Source organism: Megasphaera geminata F0357, from assembly GCF_000239275.1.
In the GTDB taxonomy this organism is placed as follows: domain Bacteria; phylum Bacillota; class Negativicutes; order Veillonellales; family Megasphaeraceae; genus Megasphaera; species Megasphaera geminata.
The window spans coordinates 17,416-43,485 of sequence record NZ_JH417616.1 but is presented as its reverse complement, the minus strand read 5'-3'; the positions used below and the strand labels follow the sequence as shown (position 1 = coordinate 43,485).

Sequence of the window (26,070 nt, the reverse complement as noted above, 5' to 3'; positions counted from 1 at the left end):
TTTAAATTAATTACCTAAACCCCGAGAGGGGACGAATCCTTAAAATTTTTTCGATTGTCTTTTTCGATATACTTGGCTAATTTATTATTCACCTAATTTTTTTTCATTTCCGGCAGCTTTGTTATCCGAAAGAAGGGGATTCTATGCAGGAAAAAAATCCTATGAGACGGATGTGGCGGTTTGCCGAGGCGGAGCACGGGCGCCTGCGCCTTGCGATTGTGCTTGCGGCGCTCGGTGTACTCGCGGGTATGCTTCCCTACTTCGTCGTGGCAAAGCTTGTCACGACCCTGCTTTCCCGCACAGCGGCGGGGCCGCGCTTTTATATTTTCATGTGTTTCGCGGCATTTGCAGGCTATACGCTGCGCAGTCTTTTCTATGCATCGGCGCTTGCCGTGTCCCACCGTGCGGCATTTGCCGTACTGCGCAGTATCCGTACACAAGTGTTCGAGAAACTGCCGAAGCTGCCGCTCGGTGTTGTCATTGATACGCCAAGCGGCACCATGAAGTATACGATCGTTGATCAGGTTGAAGGTATGGAACATACGATTGCACATCTGTGGCCGGAAATGACGGCCAATACGCTCGGACCGTTGTGTATCTTTATTTATCTGTTCCTCCTCGATTGGCGTATGGCTCTGCTTGCGCTTGTTTCCATTCCTGTCGGCCTGTTTTTTATGGCGTTTGTTATGCGGGATTATGAGGAAAAATATGCGGGCGCTGTAGCGGCAACCGATGAAATGAATGCCGCCATTGTCGAATATAACGGCGGCATTGAGGTCATCAAGACGTTTAATCAGGGCGTAAGGTCTTATGAAAAATTTGCGGCGAAGGTACTTGCAAATGCATCTTACTATTATCATTGGATGCTGCATTGCCAGCTGCCGATGTCCATCTCCAAGGTAATTGCGCCTACAACGCTCATCACGATTTTGCCCGTAGGATGGATACTCTATCGGAACGGCAGTTTATCTATGGACGTATTCATTCAGGCAATTATCCTCTCCCTCGGGATCGCTGGCCCGTTGCTTAATTCGCTCACTTTCGTTGACTCTCTGGCAAAGGTGGGCACGACTGTCGGTGCCGTGGCCGCTTTTTTATGCGCCGAGGAGCAACAGCATGCAGCCGAACCGGTACCTGTTCACACGACGGTTATCAGTGTGGAAAATGTATCCTTTGCTTACGACGGGAAGATCGACGTATTGACCGATGTAAATCTGAAAATCCGCGCGGGTACGTTGAATGCCTTTGTCGGGGAGAGCGGCAGCGGGAAGTCCACACTCGCACGCCTGATTGCCGGATACTGGGATGTTCGGAACGGTACGATCCGCATCGGCGGACATGATGTGAAAGATATCCCTCTTTCTCAGCTTTATGATATGGTTTCTTTTGTTGCACAGGATACTTATCTTTTCGATGAGACTGTCCGTGAAAATATCCGGCTCGGTAAGCCGGGTGTCTCCGACGAGGAAGTCGAGCGTGTTGCGAAACAGGCAGGCTGCGACGATTTTATCCGTCGCCTTCAAGGCGGCTACGATACGGTTGTCAGCAGCGGCGGAAGCCGTCTCTCGGGCGGCGAGCGCCAACGTATCGCCATCGCGCGTGCCATGTTGAAAGATGCGCCTATCGTTGTTCTTGACGAGGCAACGGCCTATATCGACCCGGAAAACGAGGCCGTTATTCAACGTGCCGTTTCGCGGCTGACCGAAGGAAAGACCGTGATTGTCATTGCACACCGGCTCTCGACGATTGTTGACGCGGACAATATTTTTCTCCTCAAGGGCGGTACGGTCGCAGCATGCGGCACGCATGCGCAGCTTCTTGCCGGGAATGCGGATTACCTCGCCATGTGGCGGGCGCACATCGGTGTAAAGGACGGTGAAACGACATGATTGACGCCTTGCGTAATATATGGGCATTTGCCGGGACGGAGAGGAAGAATCTCAATCGATCCGTTCTTCTCGGTGTTCTCTATGCCGTATTTCATGCCCTGCAAATAGCGGCCATCTATGTCGTCCTCAAAGGACTGGTTGAAAATACGGACGGGCTTGAGGTTGCGGAACAGGTACTCATTATTCTTGCGGTCAGTATTGCAGGCAGAGCTGTCGTCGAATATGTTTCGCAATTACAGCGTGTACACGCGGGCTACTTTATGGCGGCAAATAAGCGCATTGCCATCGGCGATCGCCTGAAACACGTACCTATGGGGTATCTTAACGATACGAGCCTCGGCCGCATTACGGGGATTGCGACAACCGTGCTCGGTGATGTGGAAGCTACGGCGTCCATGGTGCTTGTCCTGACATTGACCGGATTTTTGAACACACTTATCCTTATACCGATGCTGCTCATCTTTGAGTGGCATATCGGTATGATCTTTATGGCAGGCATCGCGGTCTATCTGTTCATTACAACCGTTATGGAGCAAAAATCCCGTCGGCTTTCGCCCGAACGTCAGCGTGCACAGGCTGACCTCGTCGCAGCCGTACTCGAACAGCTGCAGGGGATGCCGGTTATCAAGGCGTTCCATCTCACCGGCAGGAGTGACGGGCGGATGTATGCGGCACTGGCCGAGAGTGAGCGGGCCAATCTTGCCATGGAGCGGCTCTTTACGCCATATGTCATCGCGCAGGAAGTGACACTGCGCCTGTTCAGCATCCTTATTATTGCCGCGTCCTTATATGCTTATCTGAACGGGACGATGATACTACCGGATACGCTCATGTGCATTGTGTTCTCCTTTATCGCTTATACGCAGCTGGAATCTGCGGGAAGTGCACTCGCACTGCTGCGCGTGGTCTGCGCTTCCATCGACGAGGCGAATGAAATAGATGCGGTACCGCAGCTTGATGAAGACGGGCAGGATATTTCTCCCGCAAATCATGACATTGTATTTGATCATGTGACATTCTCTTACGGTACCAACCATGTTCTGCGTGATATCTCCGTACGGATCCCGCAGCGCAGCCTGACTGCAATCGTCGGCCCGAGCGGGTCCGGAAAGACCACCATGTGCCATCTGATTGCACGTTTTTGGGATGTTGATGCCGGTACGATCTCCATCGGCGGGCGGGATATCAGGGAGTATACCCTTGCATCACTGATGAGTATGATCAGCATTGTCTTCCAACGCGTCTATCTTTTCAGGGATACAATTGAGAACAATATACGTTTCGGCCGTCCGACGGCTTCGCATGCGGAAGTAATTGAAGCGGCGCGCGGAAAGCTGCCTGCCATGACTTCATCATGCAGCTGCCGGACGGTTACAATACGGTTGTCGGCGAAGGCGGTGCAACCCTCTCGGGTGGAGAAAAACAGCGTATTTCGATTGCCCGTGCCATCCTTAAAGATGTGCCGATCATCATCTTCGACGAAGCGACGGCAAATGTCGATCCTGAAAACGAGGATCGCTTGCAGCAGGCAATGGAAGCGCTGACGAAGGACAAGACCGTTATCATGATCGCGCATCGCTTAAACACCGTTCGAAACGCCGCCCGAATTCTTGTTGTGGCGGACGGAGAAATCGTCCAGTGCGGGACACACGAAGAACTGCTTTGTGAAACAGGTATTTATGCGGATTTTATTGCGGCGCGCAAACGAGCGGTCGGCTGGAAAATTACTTCATCAGTGTAAATATCATAATGTTCCGGTACTCTGAATGGTTTAAATATGTGGCTCATTGTTAGAAAACAAATACTTTATAAAATATAGTTTCTTGTAATCTGTGTAAGTGAATCCTTTGTTAAAAGGGCCTTCCCGAATATATCTGAGAAGGTCCTTTTGATATATTTTCGCAACTAATTTATGTATTAATGTTTTTCTTATTATGATTAAGTGCTATAATATCTATAAAATCGTTATATATGACATCGAACACACAAAAAATACCATTCATCCTGTTAAATATATAAAGGAGGAGTTGTTGTGAGTCATGTATATATTACGGAAGATGGTGCAAAACTTTTAAAAAAGGGAGGACGCTTCTTAGTTAGCCGCAATACAGAAGTCCTTTTTGAAATTCCGGAGGAGACGCTGGAAAGCCTTGTGTTGATCGGTAGAGTGAATATGTCACCTGCAGTTACGGAGCATTTATTATATAAAGGGATTCCGGTTACTTGGTTATCTAAAACGGGCCGATTTTTTGGACGCTTGGAATCTACAAATCACTGTAATGCGATTAAACAGGCTAAACAGGTATTGTTGCAAGGAACTGAAACGGCTTTGCAACTGGGAAGAGTAATTATAGAGGCGAAGATTCACAATCAACAGGTATTGTTGCGGCGCTATAATAGGGAAGTCGGCTCAAAAGAGGTACAGGAAGCGGCGGAGCAGCTTTCAAGGTTAAAGAAAAAAGCCTCTGAAGCTCCTGACCGCTATACCTTGATGGGAAATGAAGGGCTGGCAGCGAGGATTTACTTTAGGGTATTAAGTCGTCTTGTGCCGCAATACTTTCTGTTTTTCGGACGAACAAAACAGCCGCCGTTAGATCCGTTTAACGCGATTATTAGCTTCGGATATACCTTGTTATTTTATGAAGTGTATACGGCGTTAACAAATGTCGGACTTCACCCGTATTTCGGTTTTTTACATGCCTTAAAGCAGCACCACCCGGCATTAGCTTCCGACTTAATGGAAGAGTGGCGTCCCGCGCTTATTGACAGTCTGGCTATGTCTCTGGTCAACCATCATCAATTATTGCCTGAGCATTTTGAGCGTGAAGAAGCAGCAGTATACTTAAACCGAGAAGGACGATTTATTTTTTTAACGGCTTATGAAAAGCGCCTTCGTTCGACGAATAAATATCTGGACAGAGAACAATCTTTCAGACAATCTATTGTTTTTCAGGCGGAGTCTTTTTCACGTGTTTTGATGGAAGATAATATGGAACTGTATACTCCTGTGCGATTGAGGTGAGTCACAGATGACCTATTATATGGAGAACTATGACAATCGGCGATATGTTATTTTGATTATTTATGATATTGTTGATAATAAACGGAGATTGAATATGGTTCGCTGTTTGGAAAAGTATGGAATTCGTGTACAAAAATCGGCGTTTGAAGTCTATATATCTAAGAAAAAATATGAACGTCTGGAAATTGAAGCTGCCGGGATTATTGATAAAGCAACAGATTCATTACGAATATATTTTCTGTATAATCGTACGGCTGTGCGCACTTGGGGAATCGGCTGTTGTAAAGAAGAGGATGTCATTATTTTATAGGCTGGATAGAAATTAATAATGGAGATGAAGTGTATGGAAGAATTGGAAAAAATAATTCAAAAGGCTGCCTTACTGCATGATATTGGCAAAGTTTGCTTACGAGCCGATCCGGGCTTAGGCAATCACTCTAAGGCAGGTGTAGAATTTTTAAAACCTTATTTTGCAAAACGGGGAGATGCGGTTTTGCGAGCTGTCGGGCACCATCACTCTGGTGATATAAAATCTGTTTATGACGATAGCGACATTTCGTATATCGTTTATGAAGCAGATAATTTAGCTGCCGGTACAGATCGACGTGATGTGAAAAATGATACTAAGGGGTTTGACCGCGTTGCTAATTTAGAATCGGTCTTCAATGTTTTCGGAGATACTGATAAGACGAAGACTGCCTACTATTTACGCGGCCTCATGAAGGAAGAGGGCATGCTATATCCGCGAAATAAAGAAGATATACAGGCACCGGCAAGTTTATATAAAGAAATCGTCGCGGATATAAAAGATAATTTTGACAGGCGCAGTCCTGCCGATATGGAAGTGAACGAACTTCTGCAAATTTTGGAAGCGACAATGACCTATATTCCGTCCAGTACGGCCGTGAACCAACCGGCAGATATTTCTCTTTACGACCACATGAAGCTTACCGCTGCTTTTGCAGGGGCCATGTATCGTTGGTTTAAAGCTGAAGGTATTGTAGATTATAAGAAATATTGTTTGGAAGGTAAGCAGAAGGAAATCAGAGAGCAGGAGATGTATCTACTTGTTTCCGGAGATATATCGGGGATTCAGAACTTTATTTATACTATTCCTTCCAAAGGAGCTCTCAAGAGTCTGCGTGGACGCTCTTTTTATCTGGAGATATTGACGGAGCATGTTGTTGATGAACTGTTGGAAAGAATCGGTCTTAGCAGAGCTAACCTTTTATATACGGGAGGTGGACATTTTTACTTATTGCTTCCCAATACGGAAGACCTTATAAATCACTTGAAAACGTTTGAAAATTTATTAAATGAATGGTTTTTGCATCATTTCGGAAATCGCTTATACATCGCCTTAGGCTGGAGTGCGTTTTCGGCACATGAGATTGCTGCCACCGGTCCGGGAATCGGAGAGGTCTACAGACGTGTCGGTAAGGTCCTTTCGGAACGAAAATTGCGACGCTATTCAAAAGAACAACTGACGGCCATGTTTGATTGGAACAGTGAATTGAATTCTGTAGGCGACGGGACTCGGGAATGCAGCGTTTGCCATACTTCTTCCAACTCCGAATTGTTGCGACCGTATGTATTGGGAGATGACGGTGCGTTAGCTTGTAACTCTTGCAACGCCTTGGCTCAGTTGGGACAAGAAGTTTTAAATAAGGATGTTTTTATTATTACGGACGCAACGGAAGCGGGTATAGAGCTTCCCGGATTCGGAGAGAAGCGGTACTTAGAGGCAGTGACTCCTGCAGAGGCGGAACGGCGCGACGACCTTGCTCGAATATATGTAAAGAATGAGGTTTGGACCGGTGAAAAAATGGCGACTCGCCTATGGGTAGGCGATTATAGTGTAAGAAAAGAAGACGGAACGGGTTGCCTGGAATTTTCCGAGCTCGCCGAATTGAGCGGTGGCGGGAAAGACGATACGGGAATTGAACGCATCGGTGTTTTAAGAGCTGATGTTGATAATTTGGGAGCTGCTTTTGTTGCCGGTATTTCCCGAGATTTTATGACTGTAACGAGAACTGCCGTATTATCGCATCAACTGTCTGTATTTTTTAAGCGATATATTAATGAACTTTGTGCGGGAAAAGTTAACGGTATTAACGAAAAAGAATATACGCAGTTCAGCTTGTTTAATCGAGAAAAAAATAAAAAAAGAAATGTCCATATTGTCTATTCCGGTGGGGACGATATGTTTATTGTCGGTGCTTGGGATGATTTAATTGAGTTGGCCGTAGATATCAGGCGGACTTTTCGGCGCTTTACGAATGATAAACTGACTTTTTCGGCAGGCATCGGCCTATTTAAGAGTGCGTTTCCCGTCTCTCAAATGGCGAGGATTGCGGGGGATTTGGAAAGTCATTCGAAAAAGAATGAAGGAAAAGACAGTATAACCTTATTCGGTGCCGCTGCAGATGACGGACCGTACAGTCGCCCCGTCGCTTATAAATGGGATGTTTTTACAGAAAATGTTTGCGGTCAAAACTGGAGTTTCTACAAAGATGTTTTTATTTTGATGAAAAGAAGCCGGAAGAGCATAAGTTATTCATCGGTAAGGGGGGCTTGTACCGGCTTATGCAATTGATGGCCGATTGTGAAGCAAAATGCATTAATATTGCCCGTATTGCCTACACATTGGGGCGAATGGAACCGAAGGACCACCGAAAGATGACGGCCTATAAGGAAGTACGGGAAAATATTTATAAATGGAGCTTGAATGAAAGTGATCGAAGCGCATTGATAACAGCTATTCAACTGTTGGTATATTCATTACGAGCATAATAATTGAGGTGAACAGAGTGGAAGATGTAGTGGAAAGAGCTGAAAAAGTTATGAAAGCATTAAAAAATGAAAGTGACGGTCGAAGTGGCCAATATCAAGGCGGTGCGAACCATCCTGTAAAGATGATTACAGTCAGTCAAATTCGTAAATTTTTAACGGCTGTGAATTCTTTGACGGATAAGGTAGAACGTTACAAAGTAAAACATCTTAAGGGGGGAGAGCCAATGCTTGAATTATCGACCGATTTGGCAGCAGAAGTCAAATATTTAAAGGTAAAGCTGGCTTATCAATCAGGACGTGAGCCTTCGGTTAAAGCATTTGAAAAGAAAGCAGAATTATTGAAGGAAATAAGCGGTATCGGTAAGGATTTCAATAAGTACATGAACTTTGCCAGATATGTAGAGGCTTTGGTAGCATACCATAAATATTATGGAGGTAAAGATTAATGAGTGAACAGGGCGTATTGCGTGGAAAATTAATCATAACGGGAACATTAAAATTATTGACGGGCCTTCATATTGGAGCGGCCAAGGACTTTGCTCCCATAGGGGCCGTGGACAGCCCGTTTGTCCGGGATCCGTTGACTAAAGAACCGGTCATTCCCGGCAGCTCCTTGAAAGGTAAACTGCGTACCTTGCTTGCCAAGGCGGAAGCGACGGGATATGTGCTAAATAAAATAGATGATGATTCGGATTTGCTTAAACGACTCTTTGGAAGTGCAGGGAAAGACAGTGCCAGGCCGTCAAGATTGCAGTTTTATGATTTGAAAATGGCTGAAGAGAGTGTTGAGAAGTTTAATTCTCTCGATTTGGATACCTATATTGGCGAGATTAAATTTGAAAATACGATTAGCCGATTAACGGCTGTGGCTAATCCGAGACAAATTGAGAGAGTCCCGGCAGGAGCGATATTTGATTTTAAGCTTGTGTATAACATCGAGAAAGAAGATGAACTTAAAGAGGACATACAGCAGCTCGGAACGGCATTGCAATTATTGTCAGATGATTATTTGGGAGGACACGGGTCACGCGGATACGGTAAGGTAGCCTTTGAGAATCTTACGGTTCAGGATAAGTTTGTTAAAAATAAGGAAGCCGTTGATTGTAGTGAGTGTGAAAATTGGTTAAAGGGATGTAGATAATGATGATATCATATCTGTATCAATTAAAATTCGATACATCTGTTCATTTCGGGATAGTTGAAGCAGGTGGCGGGCTGGAAGCGGTTGCGTATACATACGGATCAGACCGCTTGTTCAGCAGTTTATGTTGTGAGTTAGCCGAAGGCGGCGAAGATAAGGATATTTTACACTTGGTTGAAGCGGCAAATGCGGGAAAGTTGATATTCTCTGATTTATTGCCCTTTACTGAAGTGGACGGAGATTGCCGATTGTATGTCCCTAAGCCGGTTTTGCCTGTAGAACGTCGTGAAGAGGATAAAAAATGGTCCTATACAGAGGCTTGCCGTGCATCGGCTGCAAAGAAAATGAATAAAAAGTTGGAATTTATTCGTGTGTCTGAACTAGATGATTATATACAGGCATTAAAGACAGCCCAAGCCTTTACAGGAGGCGTTGATTTCGGCACAAACTGGTTGGCGGAACAGGTTAATTGTCGAGGAGACAAGCCTTTGCCTTATTATGTAGGGACGTTTGTATTTGCCGAAAACGCAGGGCTTTACGGAATCATTCAGGGCGAAGAAAAGACGGTGCAACGGAGCTTGGATATACTTGAGCAGTTAGGCCTTAGCGGCATTGGCGGTAAAAGAAGCAGTGGCTATGGAAAATTCCATTTCCATGATGCTCCTTTTATACTGGACGAAGATCCGCCGTATGATGATGCCGTAGAATTGGGAAAAAGAATAGATAATAAAAATGCACAGTGGCATATGAATATGTCTCTCCTTATTCCCGATATAAGTGAAATAGATGATATTCAGAAAGGATTTTATTCATTAAAAAAGAGAAGCGGTTTTGTATCGTCTTTGAGTTCCGGATATACGCGTAAACGTCATGATATATACGGTATTGTGTCAGGTTCGTGTTTTAAAAATCGTCCTGCCGGTAAAATAGCTTCTATGAAAAATGATAAGGGGCATGAAGTTTATCGAAACGGAAAGGCCTTGTATCTGGGGGTGAATGCATGACAGTACGACAAAGAATAACTAAGAATTTCGAAATAGAGTGTTTGTCACCTGTTCATGTAGGAAGTGGCGACAAATTGACAGCGGCAGAATATATTTTTGATGAAAAGGCCCGTCAAGTTTATTTTGTTGACCAGGCTCGATGGATACAATTTTTATACAGGAAAAAGCTTACTGATGAATTCTCGCGATATATTGAACAGACTGCCGGATTATTGGGGAGGAAGGGTCCTTTTCGAGGGCAACTATTATGGGAGTGGCTTACGCAAAAAGGTATCAGGCCTGATGAAATTCGTAATCTTGCCGGTACAATCGGTCATGTCCATACAAATAACCCGTTAATAGACCGGCGTTCGGTTAATGATATTGCCAGAAATGTTACGGATGCTTTCGGATCCGTGTATGTTCCCGGTAGTTCTATAAAGGGGGCTTTTCGCACGGGTATTCTTAGTGACATTGTGTTCAAACATAAGGGGACGTATTCAGATCAGTGGCGGTGTGTTGAACGCATTATATTTAATGCAAGAACGCGGAAAGATACAGATCAATTGGGCCCTATACGAGATAAATTGGAAAAAATGGTATTTCACCGATTAGATTTACGAGATGAACACGGAAAATCTTGTCAAGGTGCAGTAAACGATGTATTACGAGGATTAATTGTAAGCGATGCAACCTGCGTAGAGCCCGTGCGCAATACGGTCATTGTACAAAAACTTGACGGCTCTTTGGCTAAATCGGAGAGCATGAATCCTTGCAGACTACCCCTATTCCGAGAATGTATTCCTGCAGGTACTCGTCTGCGTTTTTCCGTTACTGCTGATTTGAGTATGCTGAAAGAAATCGGTATAGAGAGTATTGACGAGGTTTTTTCGGCAACGCGTAAATATATTGAAAGAAACTTGAAATTTCAAGAACTTGCTTTTACACGTGTTTTCGGAAAACAGTTTTTTGCAGTACAATCTTTTAATGAAGCAAAGTATGCAGATTTATTTCTCGGAGGCGGGACAAGGCTTCCAATATAAGACTGTCTTGTATGACTTGGCACCTGATGAGGAAAAGGGGCGTGCCGTTATTACGAAGTATTTAGATGTGGTTTTTCCTAAGCATAAACACAAAATTAAGGACAAGGATATATCGCCGCGCACTGTCAAACTGACCAACCAAGGGCAAGGGTATCAGTTAATGGGGCTTTGCCGGGTAAAAGAGGTTTAGGTATGTTACACTTGTTGGAATATGAAGTGTCGGCGTCAACGGGAATTCGCTTGCATACATCCATGGGCTCCGTAATTCACGGAGTCCTCATGGAACAACTGGGCAACGAATGGGGTACGGCACTGCATGAAATGGCGGTGCGGCCCTTTCAGCAATATTTGTTTTTTGACAGAAAGCGAAAAATATTCATATGGCGTATGGGTGTTATAGACGACGGTCTGTTTGAAGCCTTGTCGGAAATACTACAGTCTCGAAAACTATATATAAAAAAACATGAGTGTGACCTATGCTTAAGTGGTCCTACAATTCTTGATGAGACCACCTTTGATAAATTGGCTGCACAGGCATTTACGACTGAATGCTTACCTTACGGATGTAGGCTGACATTACATACGCCGACAACCTGTAAACACGACGGATCTTATGATGTATTTCCCGACCTTAGTCGAATTTTTTACGGACTTAATAATAAATGGAATGCCTTTTCGGAAGATCTTCGTTTAGAACAAGAGGGGTTGGAAACTATTTTAGGGAATGCTTGTAAAATAGGTAAGTATGAATTACGGTCAGCCTTGTTTTCATTGGAGGGGGCTCGAGTGGGCGGATATGAAGGTATGATGCAGCTGTACTTCCGAGGAAATGAGATGACGAGAAGAATCGTAATGTTGCTGCTGATGTGGGCGTCATTCACCGGTATCGGTATAAAAACAGCCTTAGGCATGGGCGGCTGTTCATGTGAATTCTTGTATAAGGAGTAGGATGTTATGCAGTACTTATTTACACCGGTTGGAAATACAGATCCAGTTCGAGACTATCACGATGGGGGCATGCTACACATCTTAAGACATTATAAAATAGATAAGGTATTTATATTTTTAACGGCAGATATGGAGGAGAAAGAGCAACAGTGGAAGTGTTATTCTCTCGGCGTGAAGAAAGTGGCCCCGCAGTGTGAGATTGAATTTATTAAAAGCGGTATAACGGAACCGCAGAATTATGAAAAATTGCTTTATTTACAAGAAAAGTTTGACGAATTATTTGGTAAATTTCCGAATGTTAAGTGGGTTTTAAATATTAGCTCGGGTACGCCGCAGATGAAAACAATAATGTCTTTTTTATCTGTTGATTATCCGTCGTGTACTGCTGTACAAGTTTCGAATCCTCATGTTGATAGAGATAAGGTTGCGGAGCATTGCGAAAAAGAAGAATATGTCCAAATGCTGGAGTGTAATGAAGATGATAATCCGAATAGTCGCAAGCGGTGTACGGAGCCACCTTTGTTAATGGTTAGAAGGCATGGAATTAGACTTCAAATAGAGTCTTTGGTTCGTAACTATGAGTACGGAGGGGCACTGCAACTTGTAGAACAAAATAGAAGACTGTTTTCTGATACCACTGAAAAATTATTGCGACACAGTGTGTGTCGGACTATGTTGAATTGGCGCGAGGCGAATAAAATTATTTCTGAATATAAAGGGAAAATACTTATGCAGAGTCCCGGTGACTTTTCGGAGTACTTTCAATTAATGGAATTGCGTCAACGCAAAGGCCAGCTGTCTGAGTTTATTGTTAAATTGTCCCCTGTCTTAATGGGGCTGGGATTTAAATATTTAAAATGTATAAAAGACTTCGATTTAGCAAAATGTGGCCGGGAGCGGATTAAAAGCGGTGATCGCGTATTTAGATGGGATTGCAATAAGGCGAGACGTTATAAGCCTGAATTGCAGAACTACTTAGATAAAGAATTTCGTGATGGAATGAAAGATGGACCTTTATATTTTCAAACTATTGTATTAATTTGCCAATATTACAAAGAAACAACTTTAAAATCTGATACTCTTCATAATGAAGTAACGACCGCTTTTAGTAAATTGAGAACTGTAGAAGAAACGACGCGAAACCCGATAGCACATAATATTTGCAATATGACTGAAGAGCGATTAGAGGCTGATACGAAAAAACAGTTATTAGAGCCGCTGAATTCTGCAGGGATCTTGAGGGTTTTGTATAAGGTGTATAAGGATATTTATAAAAAGAATATGGTATGGACATATGATAGCTTGAATAATTATATTATTGAAAGTTTGCAAAGTTTCCCGATTTAGTAGAGAGTTGTATACGTTATAAAAAATGATTTATCAGGTCGGGGAGATATACTTACTTAAACCCGCAATACAGGAAAGGACGCATGCTCATGCATACGTCCTTTCCTCCTCTTTCTATTTAAATCCCCATACCCTACTTCTGTATTTCCGCCGTATCGAGGAGAGTGCCGTCAGGTAAAAAGCATTGGAAGCGGATGGTATCGGTAGTGGCTTCCATGGTCATATAGTTGTCCGTTTCCGGCTGCGGCGGTACGTACACGTCAAGAGCGTGCCTTTTCCACAGGCTCGGGTAACGGACGTCGCCGGCGACGCCCGTGAGGAGGTAGAGCGTTCCCGTTTCGTCGCGCCGGAAGTTTTTGATGCGGCCGCGGTTGCGGTATGTATGCAGATGCCCCGAAAGGACAATATCCACGCCGTAGCGGTCAAAGAGGGGCATAAAAATTTTCCCTTCTTCCGAAAAGCCTTCTTCCCGCGTTTCAGGCCGCGTTTCCGGGTTGAATCCGTACTGGAGCACGTCTTTGTGCATGAGGACGATTTTCCATTTCTTTTCCGTCTTTTCCAGATCTTCTTTAACCCATGCGACTTCGTCTTTCAGAAGGTCGGGTTCAAAATCCTTCAGTTCCGTAAACTGCGTATCCAAAACGGTGAAGTGAATATCGCCGTAGTCGAAGGAATAGAATTGATCGGGGTATTCGGGCAAGCCGTTTTTCGGCAGGTCAAAGAGGGCCGTGTAGGAAACGGGCAAGTGCATCTGCCAGTTCAGATCATACATTTCGTGATTGCCGTCCAACGGGACGAGGGGAATCTGCCGGATCATATCCTCGCAGCCTTCGAACCAGGGGCGTTCCACTGATAACCGGACTGGCCGTTGTCGACGAGATCGCCGATGTTGATAAAGAATTGTGCATCCTTGTTGCGTTCCCATGCGGGCATGGCCGTATTTTTCCAGACGCCGTAATCGGCAGACTGGGAATCGGGAAAAATGAGGGCTTTAAAGGTGCTGCCGGCCGCGGTTTTCAGGGGGAACCATTCGCTCCGCCTGTCCGTGTAGCCGACGCGATATTCATAGGAACCGCCGGGCGTTAAGCCGGTTATGGCGGCGCTGTAGATGTATGTCATCGTGCCGTCATCGTTGAGTTCCGTGTCGGCTGCGGGGATTGTAAGCGTATCTTCCGCTCCTGCCGCACGATATTCGACGGCCGCTCCTTTTTCAGCGTATGCGGACTGCCACATGATCGTGCGTGATGTACTGCTGTCCGCCGTGATGATTTGGCGGATATTTGGCGGCGTCGACGGCACTTGTCAGGTTATAGTGCGCCGCCGTCGCTTTGGTTGTTTTTACGGCCTGCCCGACGAGGGATTTTGTGCCGGGAATAAATTCATATACGCCGCAGGCGGCGGCGATAACGGCCGCGCCTGCTGCTTTTAAAAAATGCCTGCGGGTCAACTGTTTCAAATAGATTCCTCTTTCCATAAAATGACACTATGAAATACTTGTATCATATGACACGATGTCAGGCCTGTCAACCTTTCCGCTTTCTGCTTGACAGTAAGTTTTAAAGCGGCTAAAATCATATCATACAGATACTATCCGTGAACGGGTGTAAGTACTTGTAATATTGCGGTTTCAGCGAGTCGGAGACGGTGGGAGTCCGGCCGAAGCGGTTATGACGAATGGACCCGGGAGATGCGGCCCGAAAAAAGTAGGCGTCGCCGGCATCCGCCGTTATCGGAGAATACAGGCTACTGTATGAGACGGGCTTTCAGCCAATTCGGGTGGTACCGCGGAACTTTTCCTTTCGTCCCTGTTGCAGGGATGAAAGGTTTTTTTATGATTTTTCAGGAGGTAGACCGGTATGGCAACTATTTTTTCAGGCATTCAGCCGAGCGGTAATCTTACATTGGGGAATTATTTGGGCGCATTGCGCAACTTCACGAAGGTGCAGGACGGCAACGAATGCTATTACTGCATCGTCAATCAGCACGCCGTTACGGTGCCGCAGGAGCCGAAACTCCTGCACGAACGGACGCGGCAGTTGGCGGCTATTTATTTGGCAGCCGGCCTGGATCCGGATAAATCGACCCTTTTTGTGCAGTCGGAAGTACCGGAACACGTGCAGCTCGGCTGGATTATGACGACCATGTCCTATGTGGGCGAGCTGGAACGGATGACGCAGTATAAGGACAAGGCGGCGAAACAGGGTGATTCCGTTCCGGCGGGCCTTCTGACCTATCCGCCTCTCATGGCTGCGGACATTCTCTTATATCAGACCGACCTCGTACCCGTCGGCGACGATCAGAAGCAGCATTTGGAAATTACCCGCGATCTGGCACAGCGGTTTAACCGTGTTTACGGCGAAGATATTTTCACCGTTCCCGAAATCCTTCTGGGTACGGACGGCACGCGTGTTATGAGTCTGCAGGAACCGACGAAAAAGATGAGCAAGTCTGATGATAATCAGACTGCGACGGTCTATCTGCTCGATACGCCGAAGGACATTGAAAAGAAAATTAAACGTGCCCAGACGGCAGTGATAACGCCGTTCGGTATGATGCGGCCGCAAAACCGGGCATTTCCAACCTCATGGACATATATGCCGCCGTAACGGAGAAACGCCATGAGGATATTGAACGGGAATTTGCCGGGCAAGGCTACGGCAGCTTCAAAAAAGCTGTTGCTGAAGCCGTTATTTCCGTATTGGAGCCGATTCAGCAACGGTATGAAGAATTGATCGGCGCGCCCGAACTGGATGATATTCTCACGAAGGGCGCCGAAAAGGCGCATGCCGAAGCGGGTAAAACGTACGAAAAAGTTATTCGCGCCATGGGCCTGTATCGTTGAGGAGTCTGATTATGAGTCATTTTTTTGCCATGCTCAGCCGCATGAAATACATTCGCAGATGGGGGCTCATGCGCAACACGCAGGAAGAAAATATTCAGGAGCACACCTTGCAGACGGCCATGATTGCCTACCATCTCTGCGTCCTCCGCAACGTCCGCTTCGGCGGTACGGTCGATCCGCAGCGGGCGGCGGTCCTTGCCATGTACCATGATGTGACGGAAATATTTACGGGTGATATGCCGACGCCGGTTAAGTATTTTACGCCCCTTATGAGAGAAACGTACGGCCGGGCGGAACGCCTCGCCGGTGAACGGCTAGTCGCATCCCTGCCGGAGGATCTGCAGTCCGCCTATGCGCCGCTCATCCTGGCCGGCGAAGATGATCCCGTCTGGCCTTTCGTCAAAGCGGCCGACACGCTCAGTGCCTACCTGAAATGCCTCCAGGAAAAACATGCCGGCAATACGGAGTTCGATAAAGCCTACGGGACTATCGGGAAAAAACTTCGTGATCTGCACATGCCCGAAGTGGATGTCTTTATGGAGGAGTATGCGCCGGCTTTCCTTTTATCACTGGATGAAATGGATTTCTGACAATATTGTGTATAAACGGGAATCGACCCGGTTATAGGGAATAGTGTATAATATAGAAAAAAAGGGAGTCGTATTTATACAGCTCCCTTGCTTTTATATACGCCTGATGACGAAAATGAGGTGAACTATGAACAGGATATGGAAGGCAGGTATAGCGGCGGTCCTCCTGTACGCCGTTGTCTTTTTCTGTGCCGCCCTGCCGGTTAACGCGGCCGATACGGTGCGCGTTGTCCGCATTTCCAGTGAAATCGACGCCGCCGGGACCGCCCTTGTGCGGCGCAGCCTGCAGGCGGCCGAAGATGCCGGCAATACGGCCTTTATAGTCGAAATCAATACGCTCGGCGGTGAAGTGGACAGCGCCTTAAAGATTCGTGATATGTTACAACAGACGAATATACCTACTATTGCCTATGTTACGTCCCGCGCCTGGTCGGCGGGGGCGCTCATTGCGCTGTCGTGCCGCCATCTCGTCATGGCGCCGGGCAGCAGCATCGGCGCGGCCGAGCCGATACCGGCAACGGAGAAAAATATAGCCGCTTTAAAAGCGGAATTCAGTGCCGCGGCGACGGCAACGGGAAAGAACCCGCGTCTTGCCGAAGCGATGGTCGATAAGACGATGGGCTATTACGGCTATGCCGATGAGGGACAGATCCTGGCCCTCTCCGATGTACAGGCGAAGACGGTCAATCTTTCCGACGGTACGGCCGCTTCGGAAGAAGCGGTTCTCGGCCTTTACAGCCTCGGCGATGCGGTTATCGTCAGCGATGAATTGGAAGCGCGCGATATGTTTATGGGGATCCTGCAGAGCCGGGTCGTTCGCGTTCTCTTGGTGGCGCTCATCTTCAGCGCTCTCGTCGTTGAAATCAAGATGGGCGGCATCGGCGCCGGTCTCGGCGTGGCTGTCCTCATGGGCCTTCTGCTCCTTGGCGGCGGCGACGAATCGTGGCTTGATTCGCTGAAGCTTTTAGCTCTCTTTGTCCTCGGGGCCGTCTTCATCGGTATTGAACTGGTTACTCCGGCAGTGGGCGTTTTCGGGCTGGCCGGGGTGGTCATGGTCTTCGGCAGTCTCTTTTTTATGCTGGGCGCCGATGTGCAGGCCGTCTATATTCTTGCGGGCGGCATCGCCGTTGCGGCCGTCCTTTTCGCCGTCCTCGGCAAACGCCTGCCGAAGAGCCGGTTTCTTGCCGGAGTCACCTTGAAGGACAGGTCGACGCGGGAACGGGGATATTCGTCGCAGGAAGACAAGTCGGAGTATGTGGGCCGGCGGGGCAGGACGATTACGATTCTCCGTCCGTCCGGTACGGTCCGTATCGGACGGGAAAGGGTCGACGCCGTTTCGCACGGCGATTTTATTGACAAAGACACGGACATCCGTGTGGTTCAGGTGGAAGGTACACGGGTTATCGTTGAGCCCGTTATCAAAGAATAAAACTCCGGGAGGTTGAAAGTATGGTAAGTTTAGTAATAGTACCGGTCGTCTTTATTATTGCGGCCATCGTGATCGTTTCTCTGTTCCTGCATTTTGTGCCCGTCGGACTCTGGATTTCCGCCAGGGCGGCAGGCGTAAATGTCGGTATTTTTAATCTCATCGGCATGCGGCTTCGCCGTGTTGTCCCGTCGAAGATCATTTTGCCTCTGGTCAAAGCCAATAAGGCGGGTTTGGACGTCAATGCCAACCAGCTGGAAGCGCATTATCTTGCCGGCGGCGACGTTGACCGCGTTGTCGACGCTCTCATTGCGGCGCACCGCGCGACGATGTCCCTCACCTTTGAACGGGCCGCCGCCATCGATCTTGCCGGCCGCGACGTTCTTGAAGCCGTGCAGATGAGCGTCAATCCCAAGGTAATTGAAACGCCCTTTATTTCCGCTGTCGCGCAGAACGGCATTGAATTGAAGGTGCGTGCCCGCGTTACCGTGCGGGCCAATATTGACCGCCTCGTCGGCGGCGCCGGGGAGGCGACGGTTATCGCCCGCGTCGGTGAAGGGATTGTCACGAGTGTCGGTTCTGCCGGCGACCATTCGCAGGTGCTGGAAAATCCTGATGAAATTTCCAAGACGGTCCTGAACAAAGGCCTTGACGCGGGTACGGCCTTTGAAATTCTCTCCATCGATATTGCCGATGTCGACGTAGGCCGTAACATCGGCGCCCGTCTTCAGACGGATCAGGCCGAAGCGGACAAGCGCATCGCCCAGGCCAAGGCGGAAGAACGCCGTGCCATGGCGGTGGCCAAGGAACAGGAAATGCATGCGTACACGCAGGAGATGCAGGCGAAGGTTGTCGAAGCGCAGGCGGAAGTCCCGCTGGCTATGGCCCAGGCTTTCCGCGACGGCAATCTGGGGGTTATGGATTACTACAACATGAGCAATATCCAGGCCGATACGAAAATGCGCAAAGCCGTTGCGGCAGCCGGCATGCCGGATGCCGTCGGCATTGAAGATAATGAAGTGAAGCCGACGGATGCGGATGACAAGTAGGTGCCTTTATGGAAAAAGTTATACCTATACTGATCATACTGGCCATATCCGTATTCAGCGAGGTCTCCCGTAAACGGCGGAATTATCGGAACAGGCGGCCGCAACCTCGCCGTGATGAGTATCCGGTGACGCCCGGCGGGCAGGGCCGGAACGGGACGGGTGAAAATTCATATGATAAAGTGCCGCTCGGCCGGATCGAAGTGCAGCCCCAGATGGAACGGGAGATCCCCGATGCGCCGCCTGTGCAGCAGGCAACGCCTGTTGCTCCTGCCGGATACGCCGCCCGGCCGGGCGTACCGGCTAAGGGCCGGGCCGGGCTTACGTTGCGGCAGCGCCGTTTACAAGCAGGCCTCATCTGGTCCGAACTGTGGCAGCCGCCGTTGGCGTATAGAAAGAGAAGACGATAGATGATAACGGAAACAAGTATAAAAATCGGGCATATACCGTGCCTCGCCGTCACGCCGTCCGATACAGTAAAGGCCGTCATACTCTTTTATCACGGCTGGTCGTCGTCAAAAGAAGCCCAGTCTTTGCGGGCGCGTATCCTGGCAGCCTGCGGTTATGCCGTCATTGTCCCCGACGCGCTTCGGCACGGAGAGCGGGGCCATGCCGATTATACTGATGAGTTGTCGTACGCTCTTTTTTGGGAAGCCGTCCTCACAAGCCTTGCCGAAGCGTCGCAGCTCGCGGCATACGCTCAAACGAAGTGGCCCGGTGTTAAACGGTTTGCAGCCGGACACTCCATGGGCGGCATCACGGCGCTCGGCGTCGTCACGGCGGAGGAAGATATTGCCGGCGCCGTGTCTATGAACGGTTCCGGTTGGTGGAACGAGTCGGACCGCCGTTTCCGGGCGGCGTGGAAAATCTCGTGGCGGCCCTTTTTTGCAGAAATGATCGGACGCATTAATCGTGCCGACCCGTATAACCGGCCCGAAGCGTTGCGCCGCAAATCCGTCCTTTTATTGAACGGCGGCGCCGATGATGTCGTCGACAATGCGGCCCAGGCCATGTATGCCGACCGCCTGAGCTCCGAACACATTGATGCGGAGCATATCGTTTACGACGGGTTGGGGCACTTTGTCACCACCAACATGATGGGCGACGCCGTCGCGTGGTTGGACCGGCACATATGAAAAAAGCTGTATTTCCATGTTCACTTCACATGGAAATACAGCTTTATATTTTGTTATAGATCCGTCGCTGCCGCGAAATCCAGCCCCTTATCGGTGGCATAGTAGGTTGCGGGCTTTTCCCCTTTTTCTATATAGCCGTTTTCGAGCATTTCGCGCAGGAGCGCTTCGTCCGCGGCAGCCGGTGCAAACATCTCTGCCGCCGTGTCTTCTTCCCGCTCTACTGCGGCAATGGCCGCCGCCATGATTTCTTCTCTTGCTGGCGCCTTGCCGACAGCGTAGATGCGCGGCAGGGCCGTAGGGTAATCTTTACGGGAAAGAAGAAAGAATTGTCCCAGTGCGACAGCCTGGCTGAGTTCGTTTTCCGCCTCCGTTTCAAAGCCCGCTTCCGTACAGATGCCGGCGAGGGAATTCGAATTGAAATCATAAAGCTCCTTTGCCGTTTCCAGGAGATCCACATAACGGAGGGATTCGGGATGAATGCCGTAAACGGCCAGGGAATGAAGGATACAGCCGATGACGTACGGCGCGTTATGAGCGACGATAATCGTGTCTTCAAAGACCCTGTTCATACCGGCCTGCCAATATTCACCGAAAGTATCGGCCTTGGCCAGTACCTGCCACGAAACGTCCGGATCCGTTACGCAGGCAAGATCGTTTTCGGGCGGTTGGATGTAGAAATAGTTGCGGTCCGTGATTTCGCCCTTTTCGAATTCGGCATAGCCGATTTTATAGACGGAATAAGGCTGCTTTGTTGCCTGTGACAGAGAGACGGCGACAAATCGTGCGGGGAAGCGGTGCGTATAGCCCTTTATGTCGACGGGGTAGCAAATGTAGCCGTTTCGCGGCTGCACGTCGTATTTATGCAGGTTTTCGACGTGCATATGTTTCCGCCCGGATAAGGAGTTGTCCCGTTTTTCCTGCCGCGCTTTTTTTTTGATTGTCGTATAAAGAGAATACAGGACGGCCAGGACGAAAATTGCCGTTAAAACGGCGCCGCCCGTATGCAGTAATGAGTCCATGAGGTTACAGCCCTTTCCCGGAAGTGTTGGGTAATGCCCGTATAATACAGACGTTAATTTATTATAACAAACTTACGGTGGATTGCACTATGAATTTTAGTATGACAACCTGTAATTTTATCGTATAATATACATAAGGATACAAAGAAAACGAAAAGAGCAACTTTATTTATATAGGAGGCGATAGTTTTGAGTCGCAAAGAAAAAGAAGCCCGTCCTTTGCGTGCCGCCATACTGACGGTCAGCAACAGCCGCACCTATTCGGACGATACGAACGGACTGATGATTCAATCGATCCTGACGAAGGCGGGGCATCAGGTGGTGGACTATGCCATTGTCAAGGATGACGGTGAGGCTATTTTAAATCATATTCATGAATGGGTCTGCAGTGTCGATATGGTCGTCACGAGCGGCGGTACGGGCCTGGCACGGCGTGATGTGACGCTGGAAACGCTGGAGCCTCTCCTTTGATAAGGTAATCCCCGAATTTAACGGTATGCTCACCTTTTTCGCTTATCGCCGCGCCTGCGGTATTGAAGCTCTCGCTTATCGCGGCGCTGCCGGCATTATCCGTCAATGTCCCGTGTTTTGCTTGCCCGGACAGACCGGCGTTATCAAGGTCGGTATGGAGCAGTTGATCATCCCCGAAGTCCATCATATTAAAGCGGAAATGAGTAAATCCTGATGGCAACGAAGCGGCAGGACAGTGAAAAGCTCATGTCGGCGCTTACGAAAGTGTACGGCATGGCGGATAACTTTATCGTCTATAAGGAAGGCGGACGGCCTGATGAGGCAGCCATATACTACCGGCTTTTAAAGAGCGCCGTCGAAGAAACGCAGGCCGTGTTAGAACGGCTTGAACGGGCCGAGCGGGGCGACAATATCATACCGTTCAGGCGAAAATAAAAGGACCTGTCATGGCCGCATTGTCATGACAGGTTTTTTATGCCCGGTCGTCCCCTCTTCCCGTCTGTGATATAATAAATGCGTTACACAAAGGAGAGGGCCCCATGGCAGGACGGATAATTCTCGTTACAGGCGGCGCGCGCAGCGGTAAAAGTGATTTTGCCGAATCGCTGGCGGCGTCTCTGGACGGACAAAAAACCTATATAGCGACGGCCGAAGTAACGGATGAAGAAATGGCCCGCCGCGTCAGCGATCATAAGAAACGGCGCCCGGCGGACTGGATAACCGCCGAAGTGCCGCGGCATCTGCCCGACGCGCTGCCGCAGCTGTTTATAAAGGCGGATGTGATACTTATTGATTGTCTTACCGTCTATGTGGCTACACTGCTGTATGATTACAGAGAATGCCTGCCCCGGGTCATTGAAGACAGGGCCGGAGAAGAGATGCGCGAAATCCTGCGCCTGCTGAGACAGTCCGGCAAGAGCGTCATTCTAGTGACGAACGAAGTGGGCAGCGGTATCGTGCCGCCGGACGCCGTAAGCCGCCTTTTCCGTGATGTGGCCGGACGGGTCAACCGGCTTGCGGCGGCCGAGGCCGATGAAGTGTATCTTTCCGTTTCCGGCCTTGCCGTGGAAATAAAGAGCCGCGCCGTGATGAAAGGAGAGTAGGTCATGAAGTCCTTTCTTACAGCATTGCAGTTCCTGACGCGGATTCATTTAACCGAACAGCGCGTTTGGACAGATGAAGATTTCGGCCGGGCCGTGGTGTATTTCCCCCTTGTCGGATTGCTTATCGGCGTCATTTTAGCGTGTATAAACGGCGCCTTCGGTCTCTTTTTTTCACCCCTTTTCACTGCGGTGCTGACGGTTGCCGTCTGGTTCTTTATTACCGGCGGCCTGCATGCGGATGGGTATATGGATACGGCGGACGGCCTGTTTTCCGGGCGCGGCCGCGAGCGGATGCTGGAAATCATGAAGGACAGCCGCGTCGGTGCAAACGGTGTGATTGCCTTTTTCTTTTTGGCGGCCTTAAAGATCGTGTCGCTGGCGGAACTTTTGCAGCCCTGGCCGCTGCTCATCGCCGTTCCCGCGGCGGCTCGCTTCGCCGCCCTGGTCAGTATTTTCAAATTCCCCTACGCGCGCAGTGAGGGATTGGGCAGGGCGTATGCGGCGCACGGCCCGTCCCGCGTATTGATGAAGGGATGCGTTGCGGCCCTCGTGCCGTCGGTGCTCGTCGGCATCCTTTACGTGCCGGTGCTCGTCGGCGCCGTTGTGATCACCGTACTGGCGGATTCATATATTACGGCCCGCCTCGGCGGTGTCACGGGCGATACATACGGAGCCGTCATTGAATTTACGGAAATGCTGCTCCTCGTCGGAGCGGTTTTTGCGGTGAAACTGATGACGGTATACATAAACGGAGGATAGAATGATCAAGTTATATCTTGCCCGTCACGGCGAAACGGACGGGAATGCGCAGCAATGGTACCAGGGCTCGACGGATGTCCCCCTGAATGGGCGCGGCCGTGTGCAGGCCGGATATTTGAGCGAATTTTTGAAGAACGTGCATTTTGACGGGTTTTACAGCAGCGATCTCGTGCGCGCCAGAGAAACGGCTGAAATCGTGGCGGCGCCTCATCGGGTCCCCGTCACGACGTATAAAGAATTGCAGGAAATCAACTTCGGCGCCTGGGAAGGGCATACGTACAATGAAATCGTTGCCAACTGGCCCGGTGAAATCGAGGCTTTCTACGCCTCCGAAGGGAAAATGCGCGCCCGCGGCGGCGAGTCCTTTGCGGAAGTGGAAGAGCGGGCGACGAAGAAAGTACGTGAAATTCTGGCGGACCACAAAGACGGGGACACCGTCTTTATCGCTTCCCACGGGGCGACGATCCGCTGTCTCCTGTTCGGCCTTTTAGGCTTGCAGTTGACGCGGGTCTGGTGTTTTCAGCAGTTCAATACGGCGTTTAATATTATCGAGTATTACGGCGAGAAGAACGTCATGACCGTCATGAACTCGACGCGCCATCTCGAAGGGACGGAAGGCCATCAGGGGCAGTGGTCCTCCATGACAAGCCTTTAAGGAGGGAAGCGGCCTGATGATACGCCTTGATAAGCTGCTCGGACACAGCGGGTACGGTACGCGCAGAGAGATAAAAAGCCTTTGCAGGCGCGGCGATGTGACCGTTAACGGCATTGTCGTCAAGGACGGCGCCTATAAGGTGGATACGGCGAAGGACTGCGTTGCCGTCGGCTGTGAAGCGGTAGAGTATGAAGAATTTTACTATCTCATGCTCCATAAGCCGGCCGGTGTCGTCTCGGCTGCGGCGGACAGCCGTTTTGAGACGGTGCTCGGGCTGCTGCCGCCACGTTACGGCGCGGCGCGGGTCTTTCCTGTCGGGCGGCTCGATAAGGATACGACAGGACTCCTGCTCATGACCAACGACGGCACGTGGGCGCACAATGTCATTTCGCCGAAGAAGAACGTCCCGAAGGCGTATTTCGCCGAAGTGGACGGTACCGTCCCGCCTGATGCGGCAGCCCGCTTTGCAGCGGGCATCGTCTTGCCGGACGGCTGCCGCTGCCTGCCCGCGGCGATGCGGCAAACGGGAGACCGTTCGCTGCGCATCGTCGTCCGTGAAGGGAAATTTCATCAGATAAAGCGCATGTGCAAAGCCGTCGGCCTTACGGTAACGGCCCTGCACCGTCATTCGATCGGCGCGTTGGTCCTTGATGAAGCCCTCGCTCCCGGGGAGTTCCGCGAGCTGACGGTAACAGAGAGGGACCTGCCGCTCATATCCGAGTGAAAACCTGTTCAAAGGGGTTTTAATATGGTATTATTGACGTTAGTTGAATAAAAAACAGGTGATACAATGACAAAAGAACGAATAGAGGCGCTGCGCGGTTTTCTCAAAAATCGTGCTTTGGCTTCCGCCGTTTTGCTGCAGCCTGAGAACCTCCGTTATTTCAGCGGCTTTACGGGCGGTGAAGGGGTGCTTGTCGTCACGCCGAACCGGGTCGTCCTGTGGACGGACCTGCGCTATACGGAACAGGCGGCGCAGGAATGCGGCCATACGGTTCAGGTTGTGAACCACGCGGGACACCCGGCCGCCGCCGCGGCGGCGACATTGGCGGAAGATGATGTCGGTGCTGCCGCCTATGAAGCCGATTATATGCCCCACACTTTTTTTGAAAGGCTGGCCGAAACGGGAGAGTGCTGTTTTGAAGGCGTTTCTCTCCAGGGAATACGTGCCGTTAAGGAACCGTATGAAGTGGAGGCGACGCGTAAAGCCGGACGTATTGCCGCCGCGGCCTTTGCGGATCTCCTGGCGTACATAAAGCCGGGCGTGACGGAGCGGGAACTTGCGGCGCGGCTGGAAAGCAACATGCTTCTTGCCGGGTCGGAAGAAAAGGCGTTCGACACGATTGTGGCCTCGGGCAAACGCTCGGCCATGCCGCACGGCACGGCGACGGACAAGGCCGTCGCGGCGGGCGAGTTTATCACCTTTGATTTCGGCGCGGTCTGTGACGGCTATCATTCGGACATGACGCGTACCGTCGTGGTCGGCAGGGCCGATGACGAACAAAAGCGGTTTTATAACCTCGTGCTTGAAGGGCAGCGGCTCGGCATCGACGCGGTCAGGGCCGGCGCGGTTTGCAGCGAAGTGGACGGCGTCGTGCGCAGATTCTTTGAAAAGCACGAAAAAGCGCAATATTTTACGCACGCCCTGGGACACGGCACGGGATTGGAGATCCATGAACAGCCTGTCTTATCGCCGCGTCGCAAAGCGTATTGAAGAAAAATATGATAGTCACGGTAGAACCGGGGCTGTACATAGAAGGCAAGTACGGGGTCCGCATTGAAGATTCCCTTGTCGTGACGGCGGAAGGCTGTGAGATCTTGACCGAAGCATCGAAAGAATTGACGGAGTTGATATAG

The 26,070-nt window shown here is 49.5% G+C and carries 30 protein-coding genes and 3 pseudogenes; 29 read left to right on the top strand and 4 right to left on the bottom strand.

What is annotated here, in order from left to right; genetic code table 11:
- Positions 1-143: 143 nt before the first annotated feature.
- From HMPREF0080_RS08705 to csm6, 14 genes and pseudogenes are all read left to right on the top strand, one after another.
- Complete coding sequence (locus HMPREF0080_RS08705; protein ID WP_006791108.1) at positions 144-1,889, top strand: ABC transporter ATP-binding protein; 1,746 nt, start codon at positions 144-146, stop codon at positions 1,887-1,889.
- Positions 1,886-3,145 (top strand): annotated as a pseudogene (locus HMPREF0080_RS08700) (ATP-binding cassette domain-containing protein); the annotation flags it as partial. The gene HMPREF0080_RS08705 and the pseudogene HMPREF0080_RS08700, both read left to right, overlap by 4 nt.
- A 98-nt stretch (positions 3,146-3,243) precedes the next feature.
- Positions 3,244-3,321: pseudogene (locus HMPREF0080_RS11475) on the top strand (hypothetical protein); the annotation flags it as partial.
- Positions 3,322-3,408: 87 nt separating this feature from the next.
- Complete coding sequence (locus HMPREF0080_RS11130) at positions 3,409-3,630, top strand: hypothetical protein (protein ID WP_245527271.1); 222 nt, start codon at positions 3,409-3,411, stop codon at positions 3,628-3,630.
- Positions 3,631-3,921: 291 nt separating this feature from the next.
- Positions 3,922-4,911: a CRISPR-associated endonuclease Cas1 gene (gene cas1 / locus HMPREF0080_RS08695; protein ID WP_006791105.1), complete on the top strand. Its 990-nt coding sequence runs from the start codon at positions 3,922-3,924 to the stop codon at positions 4,909-4,911.
- 7 nt (positions 4,912-4,918) lie between these two features.
- A complete protein-coding gene (cas2, locus tag HMPREF0080_RS08690) occupies positions 4,919-5,221 on the top strand; it encodes a CRISPR-associated endonuclease Cas2 (protein WP_006791104.1) in 303 nt (100 codons plus the stop codon).
- Between the two features lie 33 nt (positions 5,222-5,254).
- Positions 5,255-7,507 carry a type III-A CRISPR-associated protein Cas10/Csm1 gene (cas10, locus tag HMPREF0080_RS08685; RefSeq protein ID WP_216436724.1) on the top strand — a complete coding sequence of 751 codons (2,253 nt, stop codon included), beginning with the start codon at positions 5,255-5,257 and terminating at the stop codon, positions 7,505-7,507.
- Complete coding sequence (locus HMPREF0080_RS11555; protein WP_006791102.1) at positions 7,498-7,704, top strand: hypothetical protein; 207 nt, start codon at positions 7,498-7,500, stop codon at positions 7,702-7,704. Before cas10 ends, HMPREF0080_RS11555 begins: the two co-directional genes overlap by 10 nt.
- 17 nt (positions 7,705-7,721) lie before the next feature.
- Positions 7,722-8,150, top strand: a complete 429-nt coding sequence (gene csm2, locus HMPREF0080_RS08675; protein ID WP_006791101.1) for a type III-A CRISPR-associated protein Csm2 — start codon at positions 7,722-7,724, stop codon at positions 8,148-8,150.
- The gene (gene csm3 / locus HMPREF0080_RS08670) at positions 8,150-8,845 is read left to right on the top strand and encodes a type III-A CRISPR-associated RAMP protein Csm3 (RefSeq protein ID WP_006791100.1); all 696 of its coding nucleotides are present in this window, start codon (positions 8,150-8,152) and stop codon (positions 8,843-8,845) included. Before csm2 ends, csm3 begins: the two co-directional genes overlap by 1 nt.
- Positions 8,845-9,849, top strand: coding sequence for a type III-A CRISPR-associated RAMP protein Csm4 (gene csm4 / locus HMPREF0080_RS08665; protein WP_006791099.1), 1,005 nt, complete (start codon positions 8,845-8,847; stop codon positions 9,847-9,849). Before csm3 ends, csm4 begins: the two co-directional genes overlap by 1 nt.
- Complete coding sequence (gene csm5 / locus HMPREF0080_RS08660; RefSeq protein ID WP_006791098.1) at positions 9,846-10,871, top strand: type III-A CRISPR-associated RAMP protein Csm5; 1,026 nt, start codon at positions 9,846-9,848, stop codon at positions 10,869-10,871. The genes csm4 and csm5 overlap by 4 nt, the downstream gene beginning before the upstream one ends.
- Positions 10,872-11,150: 279 nt before the next feature.
- Positions 11,151-11,819 carry a CRISPR system precrRNA processing endoribonuclease RAMP protein Cas6 gene (gene cas6, locus HMPREF0080_RS08650; RefSeq protein ID WP_245527270.1) on the top strand — a complete coding sequence of 223 codons (669 nt, stop codon included), beginning with the start codon at positions 11,151-11,153 and terminating at the stop codon, positions 11,817-11,819.
- Between the two features lie 6 nt (positions 11,820-11,825).
- The gene (gene csm6, locus HMPREF0080_RS08645) at positions 11,826-13,166 is read left to right on the top strand and encodes a type III-A CRISPR-associated CARF protein Csm6 (protein ID WP_006791095.1); all 1,341 of its coding nucleotides are present in this window, start codon (positions 11,826-11,828) and stop codon (positions 13,164-13,166) included.
- A gap of 133 nt (positions 13,167-13,299) precedes the next feature.
- Here the strand turns inward: csm6 and HMPREF0080_RS11125 are convergent, their stop codons facing one another.
- Genes HMPREF0080_RS11125 through HMPREF0080_RS11115 form a run of 3 tightly spaced genes read right to left on the bottom strand, consistent with a single transcriptional unit; the run spans position 13,300 to position 14,622 of the window.
- Positions 13,300-13,983 carry a metallophosphoesterase family protein gene (locus HMPREF0080_RS11125; RefSeq protein ID WP_006791094.1) on the bottom strand — a complete coding sequence of 228 codons (684 nt, stop codon included), beginning with the start codon at positions 13,981-13,983 and terminating at the stop codon, positions 13,300-13,302.
- Positions 13,980-14,399 (bottom strand): fibronectin type III domain-containing protein, encoded by a 420-nt coding sequence (locus HMPREF0080_RS11120; RefSeq protein ID WP_006791093.1) that lies wholly within the window; start codon positions 14,397-14,399, stop codon positions 13,980-13,982. The genes HMPREF0080_RS11125 and HMPREF0080_RS11120 overlap by 4 nt, the downstream gene beginning before the upstream one ends.
- Complete coding sequence (locus tag HMPREF0080_RS11115) at positions 14,377-14,622, bottom strand: twin-arginine translocation signal domain-containing protein (protein WP_050808860.1); 246 nt, start codon at positions 14,620-14,622, stop codon at positions 14,377-14,379. Before HMPREF0080_RS11115 ends, HMPREF0080_RS11120 begins: the two co-directional genes overlap by 23 nt.
- Positions 14,623-15,022: 400 nt before the next feature.
- Between HMPREF0080_RS11115 and trpS the strand changes: the two are divergent.
- The 6 genes and pseudogenes from trpS (at position 15,023) to HMPREF0080_RS08610 (ending at position 20,206) form a co-directional block, all read left to right on the top strand.
- Positions 15,023-16,008, top strand: a pseudogene (trpS, locus tag HMPREF0080_RS08635) (tryptophan--tRNA ligase).
- An 11-nt stretch (positions 16,009-16,019) separates the two neighbouring features.
- Positions 16,020-16,598 (top strand): 5'-deoxynucleotidase, encoded by a 579-nt coding sequence (gene yfbR / locus HMPREF0080_RS08630; RefSeq protein ID WP_006791088.1) that lies wholly within the window; start codon positions 16,020-16,022, stop codon positions 16,596-16,598.
- A gap of 127 nt (positions 16,599-16,725) precedes the next feature.
- Complete coding sequence (locus HMPREF0080_RS08625; RefSeq protein WP_006791087.1) at positions 16,726-18,027, top strand: NfeD family protein; 1,302 nt, start codon at positions 16,726-16,728, stop codon at positions 18,025-18,027.
- A gap of 20 nt (positions 18,028-18,047) precedes the next feature.
- Complete coding sequence (gene floA / locus HMPREF0080_RS08620; protein ID WP_006791086.1) at positions 18,048-19,073, top strand: flotillin-like protein FloA; 1,026 nt, start codon at positions 18,048-18,050, stop codon at positions 19,071-19,073.
- Positions 19,074-19,081: 8 nt separating this feature from the next.
- Positions 19,082-19,480 (top strand): hypothetical protein, encoded by a 399-nt coding sequence (locus HMPREF0080_RS08615; protein ID WP_006791085.1) that lies wholly within the window; start codon positions 19,082-19,084, stop codon positions 19,478-19,480.
- Entirely contained in the window at positions 19,481-20,206 is a 726-nt protein-coding gene (locus HMPREF0080_RS08610) for an alpha/beta fold hydrolase (RefSeq protein WP_006791084.1), read from the top strand. It begins immediately after the preceding gene.
- Positions 20,207-20,259: 53 nt separating this feature from the next.
- Here HMPREF0080_RS08610 and HMPREF0080_RS08605 read toward each other — a convergent pair whose 3' ends face one another.
- On the bottom strand, positions 20,260-21,225 hold the full coding sequence (locus HMPREF0080_RS08605; RefSeq protein ID WP_006791083.1) for a 3'-5' exonuclease family protein: 966 nt from the start codon (positions 21,223-21,225) through the stop codon (positions 20,260-20,262).
- A 189-nt stretch (positions 21,226-21,414) separates the two neighbouring features.
- Between HMPREF0080_RS08605 and HMPREF0080_RS11110 the strand changes: the two genes are divergently transcribed.
- The 9 genes from HMPREF0080_RS11110 to HMPREF0080_RS11470 all read left to right on the top strand — a co-directional run bounded on the left by HMPREF0080_RS11110 (position 21,415) and on the right by HMPREF0080_RS11470 (position 26,070).
- Positions 21,415-21,696 carry a MogA/MoaB family molybdenum cofactor biosynthesis protein gene (locus HMPREF0080_RS11110; RefSeq protein WP_245527269.1) on the top strand — a complete coding sequence of 94 codons (282 nt, stop codon included), beginning with the start codon at positions 21,415-21,417 and terminating at the stop codon, positions 21,694-21,696.
- 25 nt (positions 21,697-21,721) lie between these two features.
- Positions 21,722-21,910, top strand: coding sequence for a hypothetical protein (locus HMPREF0080_RS11105; RefSeq protein WP_006791080.1), 189 nt, complete (start codon positions 21,722-21,724; stop codon positions 21,908-21,910).
- Entirely contained in the window at positions 21,910-22,131 is a 222-nt protein-coding gene (locus HMPREF0080_RS08595; RefSeq protein WP_006791079.1) for a hypothetical protein, read from the top strand. Before HMPREF0080_RS11105 ends, HMPREF0080_RS08595 begins: the two co-directional genes overlap by 1 nt.
- A gap of 104 nt (positions 22,132-22,235) precedes the next feature.
- Positions 22,236-22,799, top strand: coding sequence for a bifunctional adenosylcobinamide kinase/adenosylcobinamide-phosphate guanylyltransferase (gene cobU / locus HMPREF0080_RS08590; RefSeq protein WP_006791078.1), 564 nt, complete (start codon positions 22,236-22,238; stop codon positions 22,797-22,799).
- A gap of 3 nt (positions 22,800-22,802) precedes the next feature.
- Positions 22,803-23,558, top strand: a complete 756-nt coding sequence (gene cobS / locus HMPREF0080_RS08585; protein WP_006791077.1) for an adenosylcobinamide-GDP ribazoletransferase — start codon at positions 22,803-22,805, stop codon at positions 23,556-23,558.
- A 1-nt stretch (position 23,559) separates the two neighbouring features.
- The gene (locus HMPREF0080_RS08580) at positions 23,560-24,213 is read left to right on the top strand and encodes a histidine phosphatase family protein (RefSeq protein WP_006791076.1); all 654 of its coding nucleotides are present in this window, start codon (positions 23,560-23,562) and stop codon (positions 24,211-24,213) included.
- A 16-nt stretch (positions 24,214-24,229) separates the two neighbouring features.
- Positions 24,230-24,937 carry a pseudouridine synthase gene (locus HMPREF0080_RS08575; RefSeq protein WP_006791075.1) on the top strand — a complete coding sequence of 236 codons (708 nt, stop codon included), beginning with the start codon at positions 24,230-24,232 and terminating at the stop codon, positions 24,935-24,937.
- A 66-nt stretch (positions 24,938-25,003) separates the two neighbouring features.
- Entirely contained in the window at positions 25,004-25,927 is a 924-nt protein-coding gene (locus tag HMPREF0080_RS08570) for a M24 family metallopeptidase (protein WP_006791074.1), read from the top strand.
- 8 nt (positions 25,928-25,935) lie between these two features.
- A complete protein-coding gene (locus HMPREF0080_RS11470) occupies positions 25,936-26,070 on the top strand; it encodes a M24 family metallopeptidase (protein ID WP_280959853.1) in 135 nt (44 codons plus the stop codon).

Excerpts from the sequence above, each read along its gene's own strand:
- HMPREF0080_RS08605 (WP_006791083.1), bottom strand. The coding sequence starts at position 21,225 with ATGGACTCATTACTGCATACGGGCGGCGCCGTTTTAACGGCAATTTTC.
- HMPREF0080_RS08570 (WP_006791074.1), top strand. The coding sequence starts at position 25,004 with ATGACAAAAGAACGAATAGAGGCGCTGCGCGGTTTTCTCAAAAATCGT.
- HMPREF0080_RS08625 (WP_006791087.1), top strand. The coding sequence starts at position 16,726 with ATGAACAGGATATGGAAGGCAGGTATAGCGGCGGTCCTCCTGTACGCC.
- cas6 (WP_245527270.1), top strand. The coding sequence starts at position 11,151 with ATGGAACAACTGGGCAACGAATGGGGTACGGCACTGCATGAAATGGCG.
- yfbR (WP_006791088.1), top strand. The coding sequence starts at position 16,020 with ATGAGTCATTTTTTTGCCATGCTCAGCCGCATGAAATACATTCGCAGA.
- HMPREF0080_RS08580 (WP_006791076.1), top strand. The coding sequence starts at position 23,560 with ATGATCAAGTTATATCTTGCCCGTCACGGCGAAACGGACGGGAATGCG.
- csm6 (WP_006791095.1), top strand. The coding sequence starts at position 11,826 with ATGCAGTACTTATTTACACCGGTTGGAAATACAGATCCAGTTCGAGAC.
- HMPREF0080_RS11105 (WP_006791080.1), top strand. The coding sequence starts at position 21,722 with ATGCTCACCTTTTTCGCTTATCGCCGCGCCTGCGGTATTGAAGCTCTC.
- HMPREF0080_RS08575 (WP_006791075.1), top strand. The coding sequence starts at position 24,230 with ATGATACGCCTTGATAAGCTGCTCGGACACAGCGGGTACGGTACGCGC.
- HMPREF0080_RS08610 (WP_006791084.1), top strand. The coding sequence starts at position 19,481 with ATGATAACGGAAACAAGTATAAAAATCGGGCATATACCGTGCCTCGCC.
- HMPREF0080_RS08595 (WP_006791079.1), top strand. The coding sequence starts at position 21,910 with ATGGCAACGAAGCGGCAGGACAGTGAAAAGCTCATGTCGGCGCTTACG.
- HMPREF0080_RS11470 (WP_280959853.1), top strand. The coding sequence starts at position 25,936 with ATGATAGTCACGGTAGAACCGGGGCTGTACATAGAAGGCAAGTACGGG.
- HMPREF0080_RS11120 (WP_006791093.1), bottom strand. The coding sequence starts at position 14,399 with ATGTGGCAGTCCGCATACGCTGAAAAAGGAGCGGCCGTCGAATATCGT.
- HMPREF0080_RS08615 (WP_006791085.1), top strand. The coding sequence starts at position 19,082 with ATGGAAAAAGTTATACCTATACTGATCATACTGGCCATATCCGTATTC.
- cobU (WP_006791078.1), top strand. The coding sequence starts at position 22,236 with ATGGCAGGACGGATAATTCTCGTTACAGGCGGCGCGCGCAGCGGTAAA.
- HMPREF0080_RS08705 (WP_006791108.1), top strand. The coding sequence starts at position 144 with ATGCAGGAAAAAAATCCTATGAGACGGATGTGGCGGTTTGCCGAGGCG.
- cobS (WP_006791077.1), top strand. The coding sequence starts at position 22,803 with ATGAAGTCCTTTCTTACAGCATTGCAGTTCCTGACGCGGATTCATTTA.
- HMPREF0080_RS11125 (WP_006791094.1), bottom strand. The coding sequence starts at position 13,983 with ATGATCCGGCAGATTCCCCTCGTCCCGTTGGACGGCAATCACGAAATG.
- cas10 (WP_216436724.1), top strand. The coding sequence starts at position 5,255 with ATGGAAGAATTGGAAAAAATAATTCAAAAGGCTGCCTTACTGCATGAT.
- floA (WP_006791086.1), top strand. The coding sequence starts at position 18,048 with ATGGTAAGTTTAGTAATAGTACCGGTCGTCTTTATTATTGCGGCCATC.
- csm5 (WP_006791098.1), top strand. The coding sequence starts at position 9,846 with ATGACAGTACGACAAAGAATAACTAAGAATTTCGAAATAGAGTGTTTG.
- HMPREF0080_RS11555 (WP_006791102.1), top strand. The coding sequence starts at position 7,498 with ATGCAATTGATGGCCGATTGTGAAGCAAAATGCATTAATATTGCCCGT.
- cas2 (WP_006791104.1), top strand. The coding sequence starts at position 4,919 with ATGACCTATTATATGGAGAACTATGACAATCGGCGATATGTTATTTTG.
- csm4 (WP_006791099.1), top strand. The coding sequence starts at position 8,845 with ATGATGATATCATATCTGTATCAATTAAAATTCGATACATCTGTTCAT.
- csm3 (WP_006791100.1), top strand. The coding sequence starts at position 8,150 with ATGAGTGAACAGGGCGTATTGCGTGGAAAATTAATCATAACGGGAACA.